This is a genomic window from Micromonospora alfalfae, from assembly GCF_022230925.1.
GTDB classification, from domain to species: domain Bacteria; phylum Actinomycetota; class Actinomycetes; order Mycobacteriales; family Micromonosporaceae; genus Micromonospora; species Micromonospora alfalfae.
The window spans coordinates 25,724-46,953 of the sequence record NZ_JAKKFH010000012.1; the positions used below are offsets into that span (position 1 = coordinate 25,724).

The following is a 21,230-nucleotide window of genomic DNA, read 5'->3' on the forward strand; positions in this document are numbered from 1 at the left end:
GTCGTCAATCTACCGAGCGGACCCGATAGCCGTTGGCCGCGCTGCGGTCAGGTCGCGTCGTTGCGGAGCACCAGGACGGCGATGTCGTCCCGGGGTGGCTCGACCGAGAAGTTGATCGCCGCGGCGCGCAGCCGGGCGGCCACCACGTCGGCCGAATACCCGGCCAGGGGAGCGGCGGCGTCCCGCAGCCGGTCGGTGCCGAACAGCTCCCGGCCGCGCCTCCGCTCGGTGACGCCATCGGTGTAGAAGATCAGCGAATCGCCCGGTGCGAGCGTGATCTCCGCCGTCGGCGAGGTGATCGTGTCGAGCAGGCCGAGCGCGGTGCCGCCGGTGCCGACGAACCCGGCGCCGCCCGCTGCGGCGAGCAGCACCGGCCGGTCGTGCCCGGCGAGGTGCAGCGAGACGTCCAACTGGTCACCCTCGCCCGGCCCGACCGCTGCCAGGGCCAGCGTGCAGTAGCGACCACCACCGCGCTCGACAAGCGTCTCGTTGAGCCGCGCCAGCGCCTCGGGTAACGGTTTGCCGTCGCCGACCAGCACCCGGATCACGTCCCGGACCAGCCCGGTCACCGCGGCGGCCTGGACACCCTTGCCCGAGACGTCACCGATCACCACCAGCCAGCGCCCGTCGGGCAGCGGCACCACGTCGTAGAAGTCGCCACCCACCTCGGCGTCGTCGCCGGTCGGGACGTACTCGGCGGCGAAACCGATCCCGTCCACAAGCGGCAGCACCGGCGGCAGCAGAGACTGCTGGAGCGTCTGCGCCACCCGACGGCGTTCGGCGTGGATCCGGGCGTTCTCGATGGCCAGCGCGGCCCGTCGAGCCACGTCCTCCAACACGGCCACCTCGTCCGGGTCGTGCCGGTGCCGCTGGTGCCGCCCCACCGCCAGGGTCCCGAGCCGCTGCCCGCGGGCGATCAGCGGGACGGCGAAACCCTCCATCGGCCCGCCCAGGGGGATCTGCGCCGCGCTGCGGGACGCCTCGCGGAGACGGGCCTGGATCGAATCCGGCCCGGTCTCCGCCAGCACCTTGTGCAACTGCGGAAGCATCGACTCGTCGGCGTGGCTGGCAGCCGCCAGCCGGAGCCGACCCCATTCGTCGGCGGTGTGCACAGCGCACCACTGACCGAGTCGCGGCACCACCAACTGCGGCACCAGCGCCATGGTCAGGTCGACGTCGAGCGACTGGGCCAGCAGTTCGCTCGCCTCGGCCAGGAAGGTAAGCCACACCTGCCGGCGGACGTCGGCCCGGCGCAGCCGGTCGTTCTCCAGGTGCAGCGACAGCCGCTCGGCGGTGAGCACCGCCAACGGTTGGGCGTACGCCGACGGCGCGGCGTCCAACTCCAACTCCCCGGCGTACGGGCGGTGCACAGTCAGTGGCACCCGGAGCAGGTCGCTGCCGGGGCGGGGCGGCCGACCGAAGCGGGCCAGCACCTGGCTGCCCTGCCCGTCGCCCCGGTCCAGGCGGATGGTGCCGCCGGCTGCGCCCACCATCTCGGCGACCCGGCTGAGCAGGCTGGTGGCGAAGTCGGGCAACGGGTCGTCCCCGTACAGGTCGGGGGCTGTCTGCATGAGTTCGCTCATCGCGCTGGCGCTCGGCGCGGACCCGTCGGTGCTCGTTCTAGGGCCGGCGTTGGCCGGTGTCGATTCGCCGATGGTCCCGCTGGAGGGCGGGCCCGCGCCGGGGCGGTCCAGCCGGAACCAGACGCCCTTTCCGGTGGGCAGGTACGTGGTGCCCCAGCGGCTGGCGAAGTGGTCGACCAGCAACAGGCCCCGGCCCCGCACGGAGACCTCGTTGATCTCGGTGGAGTCGTTGCGGTCGCCGACTGTCAGCTCGTCGCCGGAACCGGGGGCGAAGTCGGAGACGGTGACGGTCAGCCCGATCTCGTCCGCGACGACCTCGATGTCCAGTTCGGTACGGGCGTGCTCGACGGCGTTGGTGGTCAGCTCGGTGGTGAGCAGCAGCGCCTCGTTGGCCAGTTCGTCGAGGTGTGACTCGGTCAACACCGAGCGGACCACGGCGCGGGCGGCGGCCGGCGTACGGCGGTCGGCGGGCAGCCGCACACGCCGGACGGCCCCGTCCCGGGCCCCGGCCGTCGCGGGCCCCGCCTCGGCTGACACCCCCGTATCCTCCACCGTCCCCCTGCCGGGTGCCAAGCCGATCACCGATCGCGGGCTGTCGCGTCGGTCAGCGGCACCGGCGGCAGGGGGCTGGTCGACGCGTCGAAACGAACGGTCCGGGAGTCGGGCGAGGTTTGCGGCGCGCCGTGCCGGCTCGACCCTGATCGGGCGGGTCGACGGGCGATCGATGCCACCTGGCGGGTCGCGCACCCTGGCACCACGGCGCGCGCGGGCACAATATGGGGTGCCGGTGTGCCCGCACGGACCGGTGCCCCCCGAGTTGAGCGAGGAATGATGACCACGTCGAAGCAGTCGGTGGCGGATCCGTCCGCGTCCGACCACGAGGCGCTCCTCGGTGAGTTGGCCGAGGCACTGCGACGGATCGGGCGCGGTGACCTGAAGGTCCGGCTTCCCCGCCGGGCCGGCGCGGCCGGTGAGGTGGCGGACGCCTTCAACGAGGTGGTCTCGCTCCAGGAGCGGCAGTACCTGGACCTGCGGCGGATCAGCCGGATCGTCGGTCGCGACGGCCGGCTCACCGAGCGGCTCGACGACGAGGGGTTGGACGGCTCGTGGGCGGAGGGGCAGCGGGCGATCAACTCGCTGATCGACGACCTGGGTCGACCGACCACCGAGATCGCCCGGGTGATCGTGGCGGTCGCCGACGGTGACCTGTCCCAGCACATGGCGTTGGAGATCGACGGTCGGCCGCTGCGCGGTGAGTACCTGCGCATCGGGCGCACTGTGAACACGATGGTGGACCAGCTGTCGTCGTTCTCCAACGAGGTGACCCGGGTGGCCCGTGAGGTGGGCACCGAGGGCAAGTTGGGTGGCCAGGCCGACGTGCGGGGCGTCGCCGGCACCTGGAAGGACCTCACCGACTCGGTGAACACCATGGCGTCGAACCTGACCGGCCAGGTGCGGTCGATCTCGCAGGTGGCGACGGCGGTGGCCAAGGGTGACCTGTCGCAGAAGATCACGGTCAGCGCGCGTGGTGAGGTGGCCGAGCTGGCCGCCACGATGAACTACCTCACCGACACGCTGCGGCTCTTCGCCGAGCAGGTGACCCGGGTGGCCCGTGAGGTGGGCACCGAGGGCAAGTTGGGTGGCCAGGCCGAGGTGCCGAACGTGGCAGGCACCTGGAAGGACCTGACCGACAGCGTCAACTCGATGGCGTCGAACCTGACCGCCCAGGTCCGTAACATCGCCCAGGTCTCCACTGCTGTGGCGCGCGGCGACCTGTCGCAGAAGATCACGGTGGCGGCGCAGGGCGAGATCCTGGAGCTGAAGGACACCGTCAACACGATGGTGGACCAGTTGTCGTCGTTCGCCGACGAGGTGACCCGGGTCGCGCGTGAGGTGGGCATCGAGGGCAAGTTGGGTGGTCAGGCCCAGGTGCGCGGCGTCTCCGGCACCTGGCGGGACCTCACCGAGAACGTCAACCAGTTGGCCGGCAACCTGACCAGCCAGGTCCGCAACATCTCCCAGGTCTCCACCGCCGTGGCGAAGGGTGACCTGTCGCAGAAGATCACGGTGGACGCCCAGGGCGAGATCCTGGAGCTGAAGAACACCGTCAACACCATGGTCGACCAGTTGTCGTCGTTCGCCGACGAGGTGACCCGGGTGGCCCGTGAGGTGGGCACCGAGGGCAACCTGGGCGGTCAGGCGCAGGTGAAGGGTGTCTCGGGCACCTGGCGGGATCTGACCGACAACGTGAACTCGATGGCGTCGAACCTGACCAGCCAGGTCCGCAACATCGCCTCGGTGACCACCGCCGTGGCGAAGGGTGACCTGTCGCAGAAGATCACGGTGGACGCGCGGGGCGAGATCCTGGAGTTGAAGTCGACTGTCAACACGATGGTGGACCAGTTGTCGTCGTTCGCCGACGAGGTGACCCGGGTCGCGCGTGAGGTGGGCACCGAGGGCAAGTTGGGCGGTCAGGCGCAGGTGCGCGGGGTCGCCGGCACGTGGCGGGATCTGACCGACAACGTGAACTCGATGGCGTCGAACCTGACCGCCCAGGTCCGCAACATCGCCCAGGTCTCCACCGCTGTGGCGAAGGGTGACCTGTCGCAGAAGATCACGGTGGACGCGCGGGGCGAGATCCTGGAGTTGAAGTCGACTGTCAACACGATGGTGGACCAGTTGTCGTCGTTCGCCGACGAGGTGACCCGGGTCGCGCGCGAGGTGGGCACCGAGGGCAAGCTCGGCGGTCAGGCGCAGGTGAAGGGTGTCTCGGGCACCTGGCGGGATCTGACCGACAACGTGAACTCGATGGCGTCGAACCTGACCAGCCAGGTCCGCAACATCGCCTCGGTGACCACCGCCGTGGCGAAGGGTGACCTGTCGCAGAAGATCACCGTGGACGCCCAGGGCGAGATCCTGGAGCTGAAGTCGACTGTCAACACGATGGTCGACCAGCTGTCGTCGTTCGCCGACGAGGTGACCCGGGTGGCCCGCGAGGTCGGTATCGAGGGCAAGCTCGGCGGCCAGGCGCAGGTGAAGGGCGTCTCCGGCACCTGGCGCGACCTCACCGAGAACGTCAACCAGCTCGCCTCGACGCTGACCACGCAGTTGCGGGCCATCGCCCAGGTGTCCACCTCGGTGACCCGGGGCGACCTGACCCAGCGGATCGCTGTCAAGGCGCAGGGCGAGGTCGCCGAGCTGAAGGACAACATCAACCAGATGATCGTCACCCTTCGGGAGACGACAAAGAAGAACGCCGAGCAGGGCTGGCTGGACTCCAACCTCGCCCGGATCGGCGGCCTCCTGCAGGGCCAGCGCGACCTCGGCGAGGTCTGCCGCATGATCATGACGGAGGTGACCCCGCTGGTCGACGCCCAGCTCGGCGCCTTCTTCCTGGCCGACGACACAGACGGCAGCATGCGGCTGCGGCTGACCTCCTCGTACGGGTACGTGGCGCGGGGGCACGACGTCACCTTCGGGCCGGGTGAGGGGCTGGTCGGGCAGACAGCGCTCTCCCGTCGCACGATCCGGGTCAGCGCCTCCCCGAACAGTCGGCTCACCCTGCGGTCCGGCCTGGCCGAGACACCCCCGTCCGACCTGGTGGTGCTCCCCGTCCTGTTCGAGGGCGAGCTGCTCGGGGTGATCGAGTTCGCCAGTGTGTCGGCCTTCTCCGAACTGCACCTGTCGTTCCTGGAGCGGTTGGTGCTCACCATCGGCATCGCCGTCAACACCATCCAGGCCAACCGGCGTACGGAGGAGCTGTTGGCCCAGTCGCAGCGGCTGGCCCACGAGATGCAGGAGCAGTCGGCGGAGTTGCAGCGCACCAACGCCGAGCTGGAGGAGAAGGCCACTCTGCTGTCCGAGCAGAAGGGCAACATCGAGACGAAGAACCGGGAGATCGAGCTGGCGCGGCTGGGCCTGGAGGAGAAGGCGCAGCAGCTGACCCGGGCGTCGGCGTACAAGTCGGAGTTCCTGGCCAACATGAGCCACGAGCTGCGGACCCCGCTGAACTCGTTGCTGTTGCTGGCCCGTCTGCTGGCCGAGAACTCGGAGCAGAACCTCAGCCCGAAGCAGATCGAGTTCGCCCGGACCATCCACGGGTCCGGCTCCGACCTGCTGCGACTGATCGACGACATCCTCGACCTGTCCAAGATCGAGGCGGGCCGGATGGACGTCGAGCCGACCGAGATCCGCTTCACCGAGCTGCGCGGCTACGTGGAGCAGGCGTTCGCGCCGCAGGCCGAGGAGAAGAACCTGGACTTCCAGGTACGGGTCAGCAAGGATCTGCCGCCGGCGTTGGTGACCGACGCGCAGCGGTTGCAGCAGATCCTGCGCAACCTGCTATCCAATGCTGTGAAGTTCACCGACAACGGGGCCGTGACGTTGCGGATCGCCCCGGCCGCGGAGAACGCGGTCTTCGACGTGCCGGCGCTGACGAACGCCCAGCAGGTGATCGCGTTCACCGTGATCGACACCGGGATCGGCATCTCCGACGACAAGCTGTCGATCATCTTCGAGGCGTTCCAGCAGGCCGACGGCACTACCAGTCGCCGGTACGGCGGCACCGGCCTGGGCCTGTCGATCAGCCGCGATCTGGCCCGACTGATCGGCGGCACCATCACCGTCTCGTCCGCGCCCGGCCAGGGCTCGACCTTCACCCTGTTCGTGCCGCAGGTGCTGGCCCCGGACGCGGTGGTCGCGCCGCAGACTCCGTCGCCGCAGCGCGCCGGGCTGCCGTCGTCGCTGCTGATGCCGCCGCTGGAACTGCTGTCGGAACGGCCGGAGGCGCCGGCCACCCGTCAACTGGACGGTGCCACGGTGCTGATCGTGGATGACGACGTCCGCAACGTCTTCGCCTTGACCAGCGCGTTGGAGCTGCACGGGATGACCGTGCTGTACTCGGACAACGGGGCGGACGGTGTCCGTCTGCTGGCCGAGCATCCGGAGGTGGACATCGTGCTGATGGACGCCATGATGCCCGACCAGGATGGTTACGAGACCACCCGCCAGATTCGCCGCAACCACCGGTTCGCCGACCTTCCGGTGGTCTTCCTGACCGCGAAGGCGATGCCGGGTGACCGTGAGTCGGCCCTCGCTGCCGGGGGCAGCGACTACATCACCAAGCCGGTCGACCTGGACGACCTGATCGAACTGATGTCGTCCTGGATCAACGGCAGCCGGACCGAGGAGACTTCGTGACCCAGATGGCCAAAGCGCTGCTCGTGGACGACCGGCGGCAGAACCTGACAGCCCTGGAGGCGATCCTCCAGGGGCTGCCGGTCCAGTCGGTGGCGGTGGAGAGCGGCGAGGCGGCGCTCAAGCAGCTGCTGGTGGACGACTTCGCGGTGATCCTGCTGGACGCGCAGATGCCGGACATGGACGGCTTCGAGACGGCGAGTCACATCAAGCGCCGCGAGCGGACCCGGCACGTGCCGATCATCTTCCTCACCGCCGCCGACCGGGACGCCCAGCTCGCCCTTCGGGGTTACCAGGTGGGCGCGGTGGACTACCTCACCAAGCCGTTCGACCCGTGGGTGCTCCGGGCCAAGGTGTCGGTCTTCGTCGAGCTGTGGGTGAAGACCCGGCAGCTCGCAACCCAGTCGGATCTGGTCCGGGAGCGCGACACGCAGTGGCGGCGGCTCACCGACGCGGTTGACGAGGCGACCGCGCAGCTCCGTTCGGACGACCCGGAGGTCCGCGACCGGGCGGTACGGCTGCTCGAACAGGCCCGTTGGGGCAACACCGCCTGACGGCGGCGGGGCGGCTCAGCCGGTGGGCTGGTCGTTGCGGATCATCAGGGCGCTGCGCAGGCCGGTGATGTCCAGCACGCGGATCAGGAAGTCGCCCACGTGCGTCAGCATCAGCAGGCTCTGCGCGTGGCTGGCCTTGCGGCTGAGCACGACAAGGGTGCCCAGGCCCTGCGAGTCGCAGAAGGTGACGCCGCCGAGGTCGAGCACGATCTTCGGCGGCGGGTCGGCCAGCACCTCGTTGACGACGGTGGAGAGCTGGGCCGCCGTGAGCATGTCGATCTCACCGGCCAGGCGCAAGACTGCTTCGTCGCCCGTCCGGTGTAGCGTGATGGACAGTTCGGCACGATCCACCCGGTCAGCCTAGCGCGATCCGACCGACCTGGCCTGTCGAGGCCGCGAGCCGTCGCCGTCCAGGCCACGAGCCCCGTTTCGGCGCTGTTGACCGAGGCGGGTCGCAGGTGAGCCGGGTAACCCCGCCACGGGGTGGCTGCTGGTTGACCGTCCGGCGCTGTCACAATGGCGGCATCGTGACCGACATCTTTCCTGCCGGATCCGGCCGCTACCCAGCCGACGCGCCGGCCTCCGAGGCCCTGTTCGACCGCGCCCGCGCCATCGTGCCGGGCGGGGTGAACTCCCCTGTGCGCGCCTTCCAGGCGGTCGGCGGCACCCCACGTTTCATGGTCCGTGGTGAGGGCCCGTGGCTGTACGACGCCGACGGTCGCCGCTACGTCGATCTGGTCTGCTCCTGGGGTCCGTTGATCCTCGGGCACGCCCACCCGGAGGTGGTGGAGGCCGTTCAGGCCGCCGCCGCCCGGGGCACCAGCTTCGGCACTCCCACCCCCGGTGAGGTGGAGCTGGCCGACGAGATCGTCGCCCGGACCCCGGTCGAGCAGGTCCGCCTGGTCAACTCCGGCACCGAGGCGACCATGTCGGCGATCCGGCTGGCCCGTGGCTTCACCGGCCGCTCGAAGATCATCAAGTTCGCCGGCTGCTACCACGGCCACGTCGACGCGTTGCTCGCCGCCGCCGGCTCCGGCGTGGCCACCCTGGGCCTGCCCGACTCGCCCGGCGTGACCGGCGCGGCGGCCAGCGAGACGATAGTGCTTCCGTACAACGACATCCGGGCCGTCGAGGAGGCCTTCGCCGCCGAGGGCCCGCACATCGCCGCGGTGATCACCGAGGCCGCCGCCGGCAACATGGGCGTGGTGGCCCCCCGCGACGGCTTCAACCAGCAGCTCGCCCGGATCGCGCACGCGCACGGCGCACTGCTGGTGGTGGACGAGGTGATGACCGGGTTCCGGGTCTCTCGCGCCGGGTGGCACGGCCTCGACGCCTCCGACGCCGATCTGTGGACGTACGGCAAGGTCATGGGGGGTGGCCTGCCCGCCGCGGCGTTCGGCGGGCGCGCGGACATCATGGCGCGTCTCGCGCCGGCCGGCCCGGTCTACCAGGCCGGCACCCTCTCCGGTAACCCGCTGGCCTGCGCCGCCGGCCTGGCGACCCTGCGGCTCGCCGACGACGCGTTGTACCAGCGCCTCGACGAGACGGCCGCCGTCGTGGGCAAGCTCGCGTCCGACGCGTTGGCCGCCGCCGGGGTCCCGCACCGACTGTCGTACGCGGGCAGCATGTTCTCGGTCTTCTTCACCGACGCCGATGTGGTCGACTACGACAGCGCGCGCACCCAGCAGGTGCCGGCGTTCAAGGCGTTCTTCCACGCGATGCTCGCCGCTGGCGTCTACCTGCCGCCGAGCGCGTTCGAGTCGTGGTTCGTGTCGGCGGCGCTCGACGACGCCGCTCTGGAACACATCGCCGACGCGCTGCCCACGGCGGCGAACGCGGCGGCAGCGGCCGGTCACGGGGGGTAGAAGATCTTGAGCAAGACGGTGGTCCACGTGCTTCGGCACGGCGAGGTGTACAACCCCGACCAGATCCTCTATGGCCGGCTGCCCGGGTTCCGTCTCTCCGAGCTGGGTGTGCAGATGGCCAAGGCCGCCGCGCAGGGCCTGGCCGAGCGGGAGATCGTGCACGTGGTGGCCAGCCCGCTGGAGCGCGCCCAGCAGACCGCCGAGCCGATCGCCGCCCAGTTCGGGCTGCCGGTGGGGGTGGACGAGCGGCTGATCGAGAGCGCCAACTGGTTCGAGGGCAAGAAGGTCTCCCCGGGTGACGGGTCGTTCCGCGACCCGCGCAACTGGTGGGTGCTGCGCGACCCGGTGACCCCGTCCTGGGGTGAGGCGTACCGGGTGATCGCCGAGCGGATGTTCGCTGCCGTGCACGCCGCCCGGGTCGCCGCCGAGGGACGTGAGGCGGTGCTGGTGTCGCACCAGCTCCCGATCTGGACGTTGCGTCGTTACGTCGAGCGCAAGCGGCTCTGGCACGACCCGCGCAGGCGGCAGTGCGGGCTGGCGAGTCTCACCTCGTTCCACTTCGACGGCGCGAAGGTGGCGGGCATCGGCTACAGCGAGCCGGCCGCGCACCTGATCGCTCTCTCCGCGACCGCCCGGACGGCCAAGGGGGCCTGATGAACGCCCGGAGGTGGACCGCCGGTCTGCTCGCCACCGTCGCCGCGGTGGCGCTGGTCGGCTGCACGTCCGGGGGCGGCGGGGAGAAGGACTGCACAAGTGATGGCCTCACGATCACCTGTGCGCCGGACCAGCGGTCGAAGACCCCCAAGGTGATCGGCGAACTGCTCACCGGCGGCCAGTACGACGTCTCCCAGGCGCGCGGCCAGGTGGTGGTGGTCAACTTCTGGGGTTCCTGGTGCGCTCCCTGCCGTGCGGAGGCCGACGACCTGGAGGACACCTACCAGGCCACCAAGGCGTCCGGGGTGACCTTCCTCGGGGTCAACGTGCAGGACAGCAAGGACAAGGCGATCGCCTTCGAGCAGGGGCGGGCCACCTACCCGAGCATCTTCGACCCCTCCAGCCGCCAGGCGCTGAACTTCGACATCCCGCCCAATTCGACACCGGCGACTGTTGTCCTCGACCGCGACGGACGGATCGCAGTGGTGATCCGTCGCGCTGTGACGAAGGACGAGCTGCTGCCGATCGTCGAACGGGTCGCCGCCGAGAAGCCGGCCCCGAACTGATGGGGGAGACCTTCGAGCAACTGGCCCTCCGCGGGCCGCTGCTGCTCGCCATCGGCGCGGCGGCGCTCGCCGGCCTGGTCAGTTTCCTCTCCCCGTGCGTGCTTCCGCTCGTCCCCGGCTACCTGTCGTACGTGACCGGTCTGGCCGGCGCCGACCTGGAGGGCCGGCGGCCGGAGGCCGATCCCGCTCCGGCCGGCGGGGGCGTCGCCGTCAAGGAGCGGGTCGCGCGGGTCGGCGCGGTCAAGGGTCGGGTACTCGCCGGGACGCTTCTCTTCATCGGCGGCTTCACAGTCGTCTTCGTGGCCACCGCGATCCTCTTCGCCAGCATCGGCCGGGTGTTCTTCGACTACAAGCGCGAGTTGCAGATCGGCGTCGGCGTGCTGATCATCGTGGCGGGGTTGAGCTACCTCGGGATGATCCCGGCCCTGCAACGGGAGTTCCGGATCTCCCGGTTGCCGTCGGCCGGACTGCTCGGCGCACCGGTCTTCGGGGCGGTCTTCGCGCTCAGTTGGGTGCCCTGCACCGGCCCCACGCTCGGCGCGGTGATGGGCATGGCCACCGCAAGCGGCCAGAGCGACCGAGCCGTGGTGCTCGCCGTGGCGTACTGCCTCGGGTTGGGGATACCGTTCATCGTCTTCGGGTTGGGCTTCGAACGCCTGCTCGGGGTCTTCCGCGCCGTTCGGCGCAACAGCCGCTGGGTCACCCGGGTCGGTGGCGCCCTGCTCATCCTGATCGGTCTGGCCCTGGTCACCGGCGGATGGCAGAGCTTCGTGATCTGGCTGCAGACCACCGTCGGGGTGGGCGAGGTGAGCATCTGATGACTGTCGTCGAGGACCGACCGGAGACCGCGGCGCCCGCGCCACGCCGCCGGCCGAACCGGCTGCTGGCCCTGCTGCGCAACTCGTGGCGGCAGCTCACCAGCATGCGTACGGCGCTGATCCTGCTCTTCCTGCTCGCGATCGCCGCCATCCCCGGCTCGGTGCTGCCGCAGCGCGGGATCAGCCCGGAGAAGGTCAACGAGTACTTCGTCGACCACCCGGACTGGGCCCCCCGGCTGGACCGGATCGGCGCGTTCGAGGTCTTCGGGTCGGTCTGGTTCTCCGCGATCTACCTGCTGCTGTTCACCTCCCTGATCGGCTGCATCACGCCCCGGCTGCGTGACCACGTCCGCACGCTGCGCTCGCGTCCGCCGGCCGCGCCGAAGCGGATGGCCCGGCTGCCGCAGCACACAGTGCTGCCCGCCCCGCCCGGTGGGGCGGCGGCCATCGCGGAGGCGCTGCGCAAGCGCCGCTGGCGTGTCGAGGTGCGCGGCGACGAGGTCTCCGCCGAGAAGGGCTACCTCAAGGAGACCGGCAACCTGCTGTTCCACACCTCGCTGATCGCGGTGCTGATCGGCGTGGCGCTCGGCTCCTGGTACGGCTGGAGCGGCAACCGGCTGCTGGTGGCCGGCGCTGACAACGCGTTCTGCAACACCCGTCAGCAGTACGCCGAGGCGAAGCTCGGCCCTCAGGTGGACAGCGCCGACCTGCCCGGCTTCTGCCTGCGGCTGGACGACTTCGAGGCCCGGTTCCTGGCGTCCGGCCAACCGGAGTTCTTCAACGCCACTGTCACAGTCGACGGCCCGGACGAGCCGACCCGCAGCGCCGACTTCTCGGTGAACTCGCCGCTGCGCCTCAACGACGCGAGCGTTTACCTGCTCGGCCACGGGTACGCCCCGGTGATCCGCTACACCGACCGGTTCGGCAACAGCCAGATCAGTGACGAACCGTTCCTGACCACCGGCGACATGGGCCTGACCAGCGAAGGGTTGGCGGCCTTCCCGGACGCGAACGTCGACCCGGCGACCGGTCAGCGCGCACCGGATCTGCAGATGGCGTTCACCGGCATCTACCTGCCCACGGCACCCGAGCAGGCGCCGTTCGTCCGCTCGCAGTACCCGACCGAGCGCAACCCGGCGCTGAACCTGGTCGCCTACCGGGGCAACCTCGGCCTGGACGCCGGTATCCCCGGCTCGGTCTACCAACTCGACCAGCGGCAGGTGCGGGCCGGCAAGGTCAAGGAGGTCGGCACCAAACTGCTCCGCAAGGGCGAGACCTGGAAGCTGGACGACGGCACGACAGTCGAGTTCCTGGGCACCGAGCGGTACGTCACCCTCTCCATCCGGCACGATCCGGGCTCGACGATGCTGCTGGTCAGCTGCGGCGTCCTGCTGGTCGGGTTGATGGGTTCGCTGTTCGGGAAACGCCGCCGGGTGTTCTTCCGGGTGGTGCCGGCCGACCCCGGGGAAGGATCTCCGACGAGCGGTAGTAGCTTGATGGAGGTCGGCGGGTTGCCGCGTACCGACTATCCAGGGTTCGCCGACGAGTTCACCCAGCTGGTCGCCGCCGTCAGCGGTGCCGAACGGGCTGGTGCTGGCGCTGACTCCGCTGACCGGGCCGGCGTGCGAGAAGGAGCCGAGTGATGTCCGCACTCTCCGACAATCTGGTGACATTCGCGATCCTGGCGTACCTGATCGCGATGATCGGCCACGCCGTCGAGTACGCGCTGGGCAACGTGCGTACCCGGGTCGCCACGGCGGCTCCGGTGCGCGAGTTGGTCGGTGCGGGTGGCGGTGTCGTCCCGACGCCGCCGGCGCCGGTCCCGTCGCCGCCCACGGTCGACCGTTCCGCCGGGCGGGCCCGGCTCGCGGGCCTGATCGGGGTGGGCGCCACTGCTGTCGCCGCCGCGCTGCACCTGGCGGCGCTGGTGACCCGTGGGCTCGCTGCGGACCGGATGCCCTGGGGCAACATGTACGAGTTCGTGCTCACTGTGACGTTCATCGGGGTGGCCGCCTGGCTGGTGGTGCTCTGGAAGCGACAGTCGCTGCGCAAGCTCGGGCTCTTCCTCACCCTGGTGATGGTGCTGCTGGTCGCCACCGCCGAGCTGGTGCTGTACGTGCCGATCGTGCCGCTGGTGCCGGCGCTGAACTCGTACTGGTTCATCATCCACGTCTCGACGATCGTCTTCGCGTCCGGCATCTTTCTGCTCGGTGTGGTGCCGGCGGTCGGCTTCCTGATGCGCAACGGGTACGAGCAGGGCAAGCGCAGCTTCCCGTACACACTGGCCAAGCGGCTGCCCGGCGCGGCGGGCCTGGAGCGGCTGACCTTCGCGCTGCACGCCTTCGCCTTCCCGATCTTCACCTTCGCGGTGATCGCCGGTGCCATCTGGGCCGAGGCGGCCTGGGGCCGGCCGTGGGGCTGGGACCCGAAGGAGACCTGGGCGTTCATCTCCTGGGTGGTGTACGCCGGCTACCTGCACGCCCGCGCGACGCCCAGCGTCAAGCGGAACGTGGCCACCTGGATCGCGGTGCTCGGCTTCCTCACCATGCTGATGAACCTGTTCGGCGTGAACATCTTCTTCACCGGCCTGCACTCGTACGGCGGGCTGGACTGATCCTGGCAACGCGGTGCGGGCCGGTCACGGATTCCGTCAGTGAGCGGCCCGCGTCCACCGGGTGGGTTGCCAGGCCCGCAACGCCCGCTCGACCTGGATGGTGACCTGGTAGGACACCTCCGGTAGATCGGCCAGCTCGATCCGCTCACCGCGCATCGCCAGTTGGGCGTGCAGTTCCCGGGCGACGGCGTCACGAAGTTCGACCAGCAGGGGCGACAACCCGTCCGGGTCGCCGACGACGTAGGCGTCCGACATGAAGCCACTCTGCGCCCGCTTCCCGCCGTTCGGCCAGGCCCGGTGAGATGTGTCTGCCGGGCTTGACCCGGTCCTGATCGGCGATATGGCGGTGTCCCGCGCCCGGTCGGCCGTTGATCCACTCGGCTTCCAGGAAGTCGGGGCGTCCTGCGGCCCGGGACACCGCGACTTTCTGAAACCCGGGTGGATCTTGTGGTGGCCGCCGGTGAGCCGGGGTCGCAGCTCGCGTTACCGCGATATGCGCGTCATGGGGTGACGCAGCGTCGAGGGCTCGCTACCGTGCGGCAGGTGGGTCGTGCGACCCGACGATCGCGGCGGAAGGTGGATGCAGTGACCACAGTGGTGTCCACGGCGGCGCTGATCCGGGAGCAGCTCCGGCGGTCCCGGCTCGCGGCCGGGCTGACTCAGGAGGAGTACGGCAAACGCGCGCACTACTCGCCGTCAATGGTGTCGGCCGTCGAGCTGGGGCAGGCGGCGCCCAACGAGGCGTACCTGATCCGGGCCGACGAGGTGCTCGACACCGGCGGCCTGCTGGTCTCACTGCGGGAGCTGGGTCGGCGCGACGGCGAGCCGGTCTGGTTCCGCCCCTGGCTGGAGGTCGAGCGGGTCGCCACCCAACTGCGCTGCTTCGGCGCGACGATGATCCCCGGGCTGTTGCAGACCGCCGACTACGCCCGGGCGGTGTTCCGGCTCGACCTGGGGCTGACAGCCGACCGGGTGGAGGAGTTGGTGGCGGCCCGGTTGGAGCGGCAGACGATCCTCGACAGGGAGCACCCGCCGCAGCTCACCGCCGTGATCGACGAGGCCGCGTTGCAGCGCTTCGCGGAGGGCTGCGCCGGGGTGCTGGCCGAGCAACTGCGGCACCTGGTGACGTGCGCCCGCCGCCCGCACATCAGGGTGCACGTGCTGCCGCAGGGTGTGGGCCTGCACGCCGGCCTCTTCGGGCCGTTCATCCTCGGCCGCACCGCCGACGGCAGTTGGCTTGGCTTCCTTGACAACCAGACCGGTGGCACCGCCGTGGACGACATCAACGAGGTGGCGACGCTGCTCGGAAGGTGGGAGAGTCTGCGCAGTGACGCGCTGCCCCGGCAGCAGTCGATCGACCTGCTCGAGGAGATCGTGAAGCCATGGATCTGACCGGAGCCCGCTGGCACAAGTCCACCCGGAGCGGCAATGACGCTGGCGCCTGCGTCGAGGTCGCTGACAACCTGCCCGGCCGGGTGCACGTCCGCGATTCCAAGGACCGCGACGGCGATTTGCTGACCTTCACCCCGGCCTCGTGGCGGGCCTTCGTCGAGCTGGCCCGCACCCACTGACCGTCCGCTCAGCCGGGTAGCCGCAGGCGTTCCCGCCCCCGGCCCGGGCCACCCCAGCAGGATGGCCCGGAGGTCTCGCCCGCGCCCGCGATCAGCCGCCGAACCAGCCGGGCACGTCGAGCCGGAACCAGTTGGCCGAGGCCATGGTGCCGAGGTCGTCTTCCATCGCGGTGACCCGTTCCGGGCCGAGCGTGTCCACCCACTGTGCCCGCAGCCGGTCGAAGATCTCGGCCGAGCGGCGTAGCCCGTCGGCGCCACGCGCTGTCACTCGGACCAGCCGCCGTCGGGCGTCGGTGGGGTCGTCGACCCGCTCCAGGTAGCCGACGGCGACCAACCGGTCGACGGTCTTGCCGGCTGCCTGTTTGGAGATGCCCAGCCGCTGACCCAGCTCGGTGGCGGTGGTGCCGTCCACGCCGACGGCCTGGAGCACGAACCCGTGCAGCGGTCGCAGCTCCGGATGCCCCTCCCGGGCCAGCTCGGCGTGCAGGTCGTCGATCAGCGTCCGGAAGCCGGCCAGCAGCAGCAGCGGCAGCGCGAAGCCGGGCCGCGCGGGATCAGGGGTTGCCATGTTCGACAACCACGTTTACTATTTCGTCAACCACGTTGACTATCTTACGTCACCCGATCCGCACTCTGGAAAGTAGGCAGCCATGCCCGTCTTCACCGCTCACACCGCCGAGACCGCGCCCGCCGCCGCCCGACGAGCCATCGAGGGCGTAGCCGGCCGGTTCGGCTGGCTGCCCAGCGCGGTGGCGCTGATAGCCGACTCGCCGCAGTTGCTCACCGGCTTCCTCACCGCCAGCGCGGGCTTCGAGCAGACCGACCTCGCCCCGCTGGAACGGGAGGTGGTCATCCTGGCGATCTCCACCAGTCACGAATGCCATTTCTGCGTCGCCCTGCACACCGGCAAGCTCACCCAACTCGGCGCGACGCCCGAACTGATCACCGCACTACGCGCTGGCTCGGCGCTGCCCGAGCCGCGCCTGGAGGCCCTGCGCCGCTTCACGCTGGCCGTGCTCGACCACCGAGGCGCAGTGCCCGACGACGAGTTGGACGCCTTCCTGACCGCCGGCTACCAGCCCCGGCACGCGCTGGACGTGGTGCTCGGCGTCGGCGCGTACACAATGTCCACCTTCGCCAACCGGCTCACCCGGGCGCCGCTCGACCCACCGCTGGCCGCCCACGCCTGGACGCCCACCGCCTGACCTGGAACGCCTGCCAACCGCTGCTCAGGACGCCCCGAGGAAGTCGCGCAGCAGGGCGAGCATCTCGTCCGGACGCTCCTCGTACAGCCAGTGCCCGCAGTCCTGGACCACCTCACCGCGGACAGTGTCGGCGTACCGGCGAACCTGCTCGGCGACCTGCCCGCCGAGGCTGGCCGCCGCGCCGACGGCCAGCACCGGCATGGTCAGCTTCGTGCCCCGGTACGCCGCGTTGTCGGCGATGTCCTGCTCGAACGCCCGGAAGTAGGCGAAGCTCGCCCGCAGATGCGCAGGGTCACGCAGATGGCTGGCGAACTCCTCGATGTCGGGCGCGGCGATGCTGCCCTTGCGCACCATCAGCGCGTCGGTGAACCGATCCACCCAGAGTGACTCCCGCCCGTCGACCAACGCCTCCGGAAGCCCGTTGCCGATGGAGAAGTAGCCGAAGTTCCACACCCCGGGCCCGGCCGAGGTGAGCGCGGGGAACGTGTAGATGCTCTCGTCGGGGATCGGCGCCTCGCTGAGCACCAGCCGACTCACCCGCTGCGGATGGGCGGCGGCGTACGCGTACGCCACCATGGTCCCCAGGTCGTGCCCGACCAGCCGAAGGTCACTGGCCAGGCCGAGCTGGTCGAGTAGTCCATGCAGGTCGGAGGCGACAGTCTTCTTGTCGTACCCGCCGTCCGGGGCGTCGCTGCCCCCGAAACCGCGCAGGTCGGGCGCGACCACGTCGAAGGAGCGCCCCAACTCGGGCAGCAGATGCCGCCACATGTGCCAGCACTGCGGGTACCCGTGCAGCAGCACCAGTGGCGGGCCGGCACCGCCACGAACGTAGTTCATGGTGATCTGACCGACCCGAGCCCGCTGCTCGGTGAACCCCGCCGGAACCCGCTCCCCACCCATCGCCGCCTCCATCCGCCGCCGCCCGCCGTGCGTGCCCTCTGCCGTCCGCCCGCCGCCTGCCCGGCTACCCGCTCCGCCGCCCGCCATGCCCGCGAGATTCGGGTCCTGCCGGTTGATCGACTCGTCTTCCTTGAAGTCGCGGTGTCCGGCGGCCCGGGACACCGCGACTTCAAGGAACCCGAGTCGATCTAGACGCGCCGATCGCGAGCGTCACAGCACCCGGCTTGGGCCCTGCGGGAGTCGGTGCGGGAGACTGGGCGACATGGCGGCTCGTGGCTTCCCGTACACCGATCTCAAGGACTTCATCGCGGCGCTGGAGCGCGCGGGGGAGTTGCGCCGGATCGACGTCCCGGTCGATCCGACCCTGGAGATCAGCGAGGTGGTCACCCGCACGGTGCGGGCCGGCGGCCCGGCGCTGCTCTTCGAGCGTCCGACCCGGGGCGAGATGCCGGTGGCGATCAACCTGTTCGGCACCGAGAAGCGGATGGCGATGGCGCTCGGCGTCGACTCGCTGGACGAGATCGGTGCCCGGATCGGCGCGATGATCAAGCCGGAGTTGCCGGTCGGCTGGTCGGGCATCCGGGAGGGCCTCGGCAAGGTCATGCAGCTCAAGTCGTTGCCGCCACGCAAGGTGAAGACAGCCCCCTGCCAGGAGGTCGTCTACCGGGGTGAGGACGTCGACCTCAACCGGCTGCCGGGCTTGCAGGTCTGGCCCGACGACGGCGGGATCTTCCACAACTACGGGCTGACCCACACCAAGCACCCGGAGACCGGCAAGCGCAACCTCGGCCTGTACCGACTCCAGCAGCACGGCCGCAACACCCTGGGCATGCACTGGCAGATCCACAAGGACTCCACGGCGCACCACGCGGTCGCCGAGCGGCTCGGGCAGCGCCTGCCGGTCGCGGTCGCGATCGGCTGCGACCCGGTCGTCTCGTACGCGGCCAGCGCGCCGCTGCCCAGCGACATCGACGAGTACCTGTTCGCTGGGTTCCTGCGCGGCGAACGGGTGGAGATGGTCGACTGCCTCACCGTGCCGCTGCAGGTGCCGGCGCACGCGCAGATCGTGCTGGAGGGCTACCTGGAGCCGGGTGAGCGGCTGCCCGAGGGGCCGTTCGGCGACCACACCGGCTTCTACACGCCGGTCGAGCCGTTCCCCGTGCTGCACATCGAAGCGATGACCATGCAGCGCAAGCCGGTCTACCACTCGATCGTCACCTCGAAGCCGCCGCAGGAGGACCACGGCCTCGGCAAGGCCACCGAACGGATCTTCCAGCCGCTGCTCAAGCTGATGATCCCGGACATCGTCGACTACGACCTTCCGGCCGCGGGCGTCTTCCACAACTGCGCGATCGTCTCGATCCGCAAGCGCTACCCGAAGCACGCCCAGAAGGTGATGAACGCGATCTGGGGCGCGCACCTGATGTCGCTCACCAAGCTGATCGTGATCGTCGACGAGGACTGCGACGTGCACGACTACAACGAGGTCGCCTTCCGGGCCTTCGGCAACGTCGACTACGCCCGCGACCTGCTGCTCACCGAGGGTCCGGTGGACCATCTCGACCACTCGTCGTACCAGCAGTTCTGGGGCGGCAAGGCTGGCGTCGACGCGACCCGCAAGCTGCCCACCGAGGGCTACACCCGCGGTTGGCCGGAGGAAATGAGCATGAGCCCCGAAGTCACCGCCCTGGTCGACAAGCGCTGGAAGGAGTACGGGATCTGATGGCCGTCATCGACGCACCGACGGCGAAGCCGGGCCGGACCAAGTCCTTCCTGAAGCTCGTCGCCGTCGAGCACTCGGTCTTCGCGCTGCCGTTCGCGTTCCTCTCCGCGCTGACCGCCATGCAGATCAACGGCGGCCGGGTACGGTGGCTCGACCTGCTGTTGATCACAGTGGCGATGGTCGGGGCGCGGACGTTCGCGATGGCAGCCAACCGGATCCTCGATCGCAAGATCGACGCGCGGAATCCGCGTACCGCCGGTCGGGAACTGGTCACCGGAGCGGTGAGCGTGCGGACGGCCTGGACCGGCGCGGCCGTCGCACTTGTGGTCTTCCTCGTCGCCGCCGCCCTGCTCAACCCGCTCTGCCTGGTGCTCGCGCCGCTCGCCGTGGTGCCGCTGGTCGTCTACCCCTACGCGAAGCGGTTCACCAACTGGCCGCACGCCATCCTCGGGATCGCCCAGGCGGTCGGCCCGGTCGGCGCCTGGCTGGCGGTCACCGGCACCCTGGACGGCTCCGGGCCGGCGTGGCTGCTCGGCGCGGCAGTGGGGCTGTGGATCGGCGGCTTCGACCTGATCTACGCCTGCCAGGACTCCGAGATCGACCGGGAGATCGGCGTGCACAGCGTGCCGGCCCGGTACGGTCGGCGTTTCGCGCTGCACGCCTCCACCGTCGCGCACGTGGTGACCTTCGCGCTGTTCATCTGGTTCGGTGCGCTGATCGGTCTCGGCTGGCTCTGGTGGATCGGGCTGGCGCTGACCGCTGTGGCGTTCGGCTACCAGCACCTGGTGGTCACCCCGACCGACCTCAGCAAGGTCAACCGGGCGTTCTTCACCGCAAACGGCTTCGTCGGCATCGCGCTGTTCCTCTTCGCCCTGCTCGACCTGGTGATCCGGCTCGGCCTACGGCAGTGAGGCCGGGTGGTCCGGCTCGGCCTACGGCACTGAGGCTGGTGGGCTGGTGCTGACGGGGTAGCGGGCGCTCTCGAAGGTCCAGTCGATGGTTCCGCGCACGGCGTTAGCGATCCCGTCGAGATGATCGGCGACCGCCTCGTCCAACGCCGGGCCGAATGACGGCACCGCGGCGCGCAACGCGACGAAGCGGCGCATCGCCTCCCGCCAGTGCTCGGCAGCCCGTTCGGCCGCCTCCGCCTCCGGCACGCCCAGTTCGGCCTCGATGGCGAGGACGAGGTTGTGCCCGCCGGCGGTCCTCCGGTCCCGTTCCAGCGACGCCAGGTCGTTGTACCAGGAGAGCAGGTCGTTGCCGGTGCGGGCGATCTGACGCAGCAGCGGGTGGTGGTAGACCGGGTCGGGCAGTGCCCGGCCGCTGACGAACTCCACAAGCGGGTACGACACCTCCGCCGCCGAGGTCGACCGACGTAGCTCGACGTACTCGTCCACGCTCGGACGGCGCCCGGCTTCCTTGGTGACGGCCTCCTGCCAGGTGCCGTCGAGGTGCCGGGCCACCGCGTCGGCGAAACGCTGCCGCCACCGTGCCGGCATCCGGCGGCGCGGCTCCCGCCAGGCCAGCACCAGCAGTCGGCGCAGCGGGCCGGTCAGCCCGGCCTGCCGTAGCCGGGTGCCGTCGTGCAGCAGCGCCAGGGTGCCGTTGCGCAGCGCCCGGATCTGCTCCGGCGTCAACCGACTCGGCCCGTCGCAGGCGTCGTCGACCAGGAAGAACCAGGTGAACAGCGCGGTCAGCACCCGCAGATCGGCTTCGGTCGCCGTCGGGTAGAGCCGCGCGGCGTACCTGGCGAATGCGCCCTGGGACAGCCGGCGCAGCGCGGCGTCGTCCAGTGGAAGGCCAAGGTCGGGCAGCAGACCGAGCAGCCAGTCCTGCACACGATCGACGTGTGGTGGTGGGAGCCGGGGCGGGATCGGACATTCGGCACGCAGTGCCCGGAGGATCTCGCCGGTAGTCACCGATGCCTCCTCTTCGAGATGGTTCCGGTGCAATCGCCAGCGGCAGCATGTCAGGTCGGTGG

At 70.2% G+C, this 21,230-nt stretch carries 19 protein-coding genes; 13 read left to right on the forward strand and 6 right to left on the reverse strand.

The genetic code is table 11. The features are described from left to right. Positions 1 to 47 precede the first annotated feature (47 nt). Complete coding sequence (locus MED01_RS12485) at positions 48 to 2,120, reverse strand: SpoIIE family protein phosphatase (protein WP_238668689.1); 2,073 nt, start codon at positions 2,118 to 2,120, stop codon at positions 48 to 50. A 294-nt stretch (positions 2,121 to 2,414) separates the two neighbouring features. Between MED01_RS12485 and MED01_RS12490 the strand changes: the two genes are divergently transcribed. Further along, positions 2,415 to 6,782, forward strand: a complete 4,368-nt coding sequence (locus tag MED01_RS12490) for a HAMP domain-containing protein (RefSeq protein WP_238668690.1) — start codon at positions 2,415 to 2,417, stop codon at positions 6,780 to 6,782. After that, positions 6,779 to 7,333, forward strand: coding sequence for a response regulator (locus MED01_RS12495; protein WP_091395745.1), 555 nt, complete (start codon positions 6,779 to 6,781; stop codon positions 7,331 to 7,333). The genes MED01_RS12490 and MED01_RS12495 overlap by 4 nt, the downstream gene beginning before the upstream one ends. A gap of 15 nt (positions 7,334 to 7,348) precedes the next feature. Here the strand turns inward: MED01_RS12495 and MED01_RS12500 are convergent, their stop codons facing one another. Further along, positions 7,349 to 7,684, reverse strand: a complete 336-nt coding sequence (locus tag MED01_RS12500) for an STAS domain-containing protein (RefSeq protein ID WP_088951070.1) — start codon at positions 7,682 to 7,684, stop codon at positions 7,349 to 7,351. A gap of 176 nt (positions 7,685 to 7,860) precedes the next feature. On the opposite strand from MED01_RS12500, the gene hemL reads away from it, so the two are divergent. The 6 genes from hemL to ccsB are packed head-to-tail and all read left to right on the forward strand — an operon-like array spanning position 7,861 to position 13,850. Next, positions 7,861 to 9,198: a glutamate-1-semialdehyde 2,1-aminomutase gene (hemL, locus tag MED01_RS12505; RefSeq protein ID WP_238668691.1), complete on the forward strand. Its 1,338-nt coding sequence runs from the start codon at positions 7,861 to 7,863 to the stop codon at positions 9,196 to 9,198. Between the two features lie 6 nt (positions 9,199 to 9,204). Beyond that, positions 9,205 to 9,852, forward strand: coding sequence for a histidine phosphatase family protein (locus tag MED01_RS12510; RefSeq protein WP_124854176.1), 648 nt, complete (start codon positions 9,205 to 9,207; stop codon positions 9,850 to 9,852). Further along, positions 9,852 to 10,418, forward strand: a complete 567-nt coding sequence (locus MED01_RS12515; protein ID WP_238668692.1) for a TlpA family protein disulfide reductase — start codon at positions 9,852 to 9,854, stop codon at positions 10,416 to 10,418. The genes MED01_RS12510 and MED01_RS12515 overlap by 1 nt, the downstream gene beginning before the upstream one ends. Beyond that, positions 10,418 to 11,236 (forward strand): cytochrome c biogenesis CcdA family protein, encoded by an 819-nt coding sequence (locus tag MED01_RS12520; protein WP_238668693.1) that lies wholly within the window; start codon positions 10,418 to 10,420, stop codon positions 11,234 to 11,236. The genes MED01_RS12515 and MED01_RS12520 overlap by 1 nt, the downstream gene beginning before the upstream one ends. Continuing rightward, complete coding sequence (gene resB / locus MED01_RS12525; RefSeq protein WP_238668694.1) at positions 11,236 to 12,879, forward strand: cytochrome c biogenesis protein ResB; 1,644 nt, start codon at positions 11,236 to 11,238, stop codon at positions 12,877 to 12,879. The genes MED01_RS12520 and resB overlap by 1 nt, the downstream gene beginning before the upstream one ends. Then, the gene (gene ccsB / locus MED01_RS12530) at positions 12,879 to 13,850 is read left to right on the forward strand and encodes a c-type cytochrome biogenesis protein CcsB (protein ID WP_238668695.1); all 972 of its coding nucleotides are present in this window, start codon (positions 12,879 to 12,881) and stop codon (positions 13,848 to 13,850) included. The genes resB and ccsB overlap by 1 nt, the downstream gene beginning before the upstream one ends. Before the next feature lie 36 nt (positions 13,851 to 13,886). Here the strand turns inward: ccsB and MED01_RS12535 are convergent, their stop codons facing one another. Continuing rightward, positions 13,887 to 14,105 (reverse strand): hypothetical protein, encoded by a 219-nt coding sequence (locus tag MED01_RS12535; protein WP_124774705.1) that lies wholly within the window; start codon positions 14,103 to 14,105, stop codon positions 13,887 to 13,889. Between the two features lie 330 nt (positions 14,106 to 14,435). Here MED01_RS12535 and MED01_RS12540 point away from each other — a divergent pair, with 330 nt between their 5' ends. Next, positions 14,436 to 15,242 (forward strand): helix-turn-helix domain-containing protein, encoded by an 807-nt coding sequence (locus MED01_RS12540; RefSeq protein WP_238668696.1) that lies wholly within the window; start codon positions 14,436 to 14,438, stop codon positions 15,240 to 15,242. Then, entirely contained in the window at positions 15,233 to 15,421 is a 189-nt protein-coding gene (locus tag MED01_RS12545) for a DUF397 domain-containing protein (protein ID WP_238668697.1), read from the forward strand. Before MED01_RS12540 ends, MED01_RS12545 begins: the two co-directional genes overlap by 10 nt. A 91-nt stretch (positions 15,422 to 15,512) precedes the next feature. Here MED01_RS12545 and MED01_RS12550 read toward each other — a convergent pair whose 3' ends face one another. Then, positions 15,513 to 15,989: a MarR family winged helix-turn-helix transcriptional regulator gene (locus MED01_RS12550; RefSeq protein ID WP_238668698.1), complete on the reverse strand. Its 477-nt coding sequence runs from the start codon at positions 15,987 to 15,989 to the stop codon at positions 15,513 to 15,515. Positions 15,990 to 16,071: 82 nt separating this feature from the next. On the opposite strand from MED01_RS12550, the gene MED01_RS12555 reads away from it, so the two are divergent. Beyond that, positions 16,072 to 16,626 (forward strand): carboxymuconolactone decarboxylase family protein, encoded by a 555-nt coding sequence (locus MED01_RS12555; RefSeq protein WP_238668699.1) that lies wholly within the window; start codon positions 16,072 to 16,074, stop codon positions 16,624 to 16,626. Between the two features lie 24 nt (positions 16,627 to 16,650). Here MED01_RS12555 and MED01_RS12560 read toward each other — a convergent pair whose 3' ends face one another. After that, positions 16,651 to 17,688 (reverse strand): alpha/beta fold hydrolase, encoded by a 1,038-nt coding sequence (locus MED01_RS12560; protein ID WP_238668700.1) that lies wholly within the window; start codon positions 17,686 to 17,688, stop codon positions 16,651 to 16,653. Between the two features lie 100 nt (positions 17,689 to 17,788). Between MED01_RS12560 and MED01_RS12565 the strand changes: the two genes are divergently transcribed. Together MED01_RS12565 and mqnP are read left to right on the forward strand one after the other, a co-directional pair. Beyond that, positions 17,789 to 19,249, forward strand: coding sequence for a menaquinone biosynthesis decarboxylase (locus tag MED01_RS12565; protein ID WP_238668701.1), 1,461 nt, complete (start codon positions 17,789 to 17,791; stop codon positions 19,247 to 19,249). Next, positions 19,249 to 20,160 (forward strand): menaquinone biosynthesis prenyltransferase MqnP, encoded by a 912-nt coding sequence (gene mqnP / locus MED01_RS12570; RefSeq protein ID WP_238668702.1) that lies wholly within the window; start codon positions 19,249 to 19,251, stop codon positions 20,158 to 20,160. Before MED01_RS12565 ends, mqnP begins: the two co-directional genes overlap by 1 nt. Before the next feature lie 21 nt (positions 20,161 to 20,181). On the opposite strand, the gene MED01_RS12575 is transcribed toward mqnP, so the two are convergent. Then, positions 20,182 to 21,168, reverse strand: coding sequence for a terpene synthase family protein (locus tag MED01_RS12575; protein ID WP_238668703.1), 987 nt, complete (start codon positions 21,166 to 21,168; stop codon positions 20,182 to 20,184). Positions 21,169 to 21,230 lie beyond the last annotated feature (62 nt).

Excerpts from the sequence above, each read along its gene's own strand:
- mqnP (WP_238668702.1), top strand. The coding sequence starts at position 19,249 with ATGGCCGTCATCGACGCACCGACGGCGAAGCCGGGCCGGACCAAGTCC.
- MED01_RS12490 (WP_238668690.1), top strand. The coding sequence starts at position 2,415 with ATGACCACGTCGAAGCAGTCGGTGGCGGATCCGTCCGCGTCCGACCAC.
- MED01_RS12520 (WP_238668693.1), top strand. The coding sequence starts at position 10,418 with ATGGGGGAGACCTTCGAGCAACTGGCCCTCCGCGGGCCGCTGCTGCTC.
- ccsB (WP_238668695.1), top strand. The coding sequence starts at position 12,879 with ATGTCCGCACTCTCCGACAATCTGGTGACATTCGCGATCCTGGCGTAC.
- MED01_RS12550 (WP_238668698.1), bottom strand. The coding sequence starts at position 15,989 with ATGGCAACCCCTGATCCCGCGCGGCCCGGCTTCGCGCTGCCGCTGCTG.
- MED01_RS12535 (WP_124774705.1), bottom strand. The coding sequence starts at position 14,105 with ATGTCGGACGCCTACGTCGTCGGCGACCCGGACGGGTTGTCGCCCCTG.
- resB (WP_238668694.1), top strand. The coding sequence starts at position 11,236 with ATGACTGTCGTCGAGGACCGACCGGAGACCGCGGCGCCCGCGCCACGC.
- MED01_RS12515 (WP_238668692.1), top strand. The coding sequence starts at position 9,852 with ATGAACGCCCGGAGGTGGACCGCCGGTCTGCTCGCCACCGTCGCCGCG.
- MED01_RS12555 (WP_238668699.1), top strand. The coding sequence starts at position 16,072 with ATGCCCGTCTTCACCGCTCACACCGCCGAGACCGCGCCCGCCGCCGCC.
- MED01_RS12565 (WP_238668701.1), top strand. The coding sequence starts at position 17,789 with ATGGCGGCTCGTGGCTTCCCGTACACCGATCTCAAGGACTTCATCGCG.
- MED01_RS12545 (WP_238668697.1), top strand. The coding sequence starts at position 15,233 with ATGGATCTGACCGGAGCCCGCTGGCACAAGTCCACCCGGAGCGGCAAT.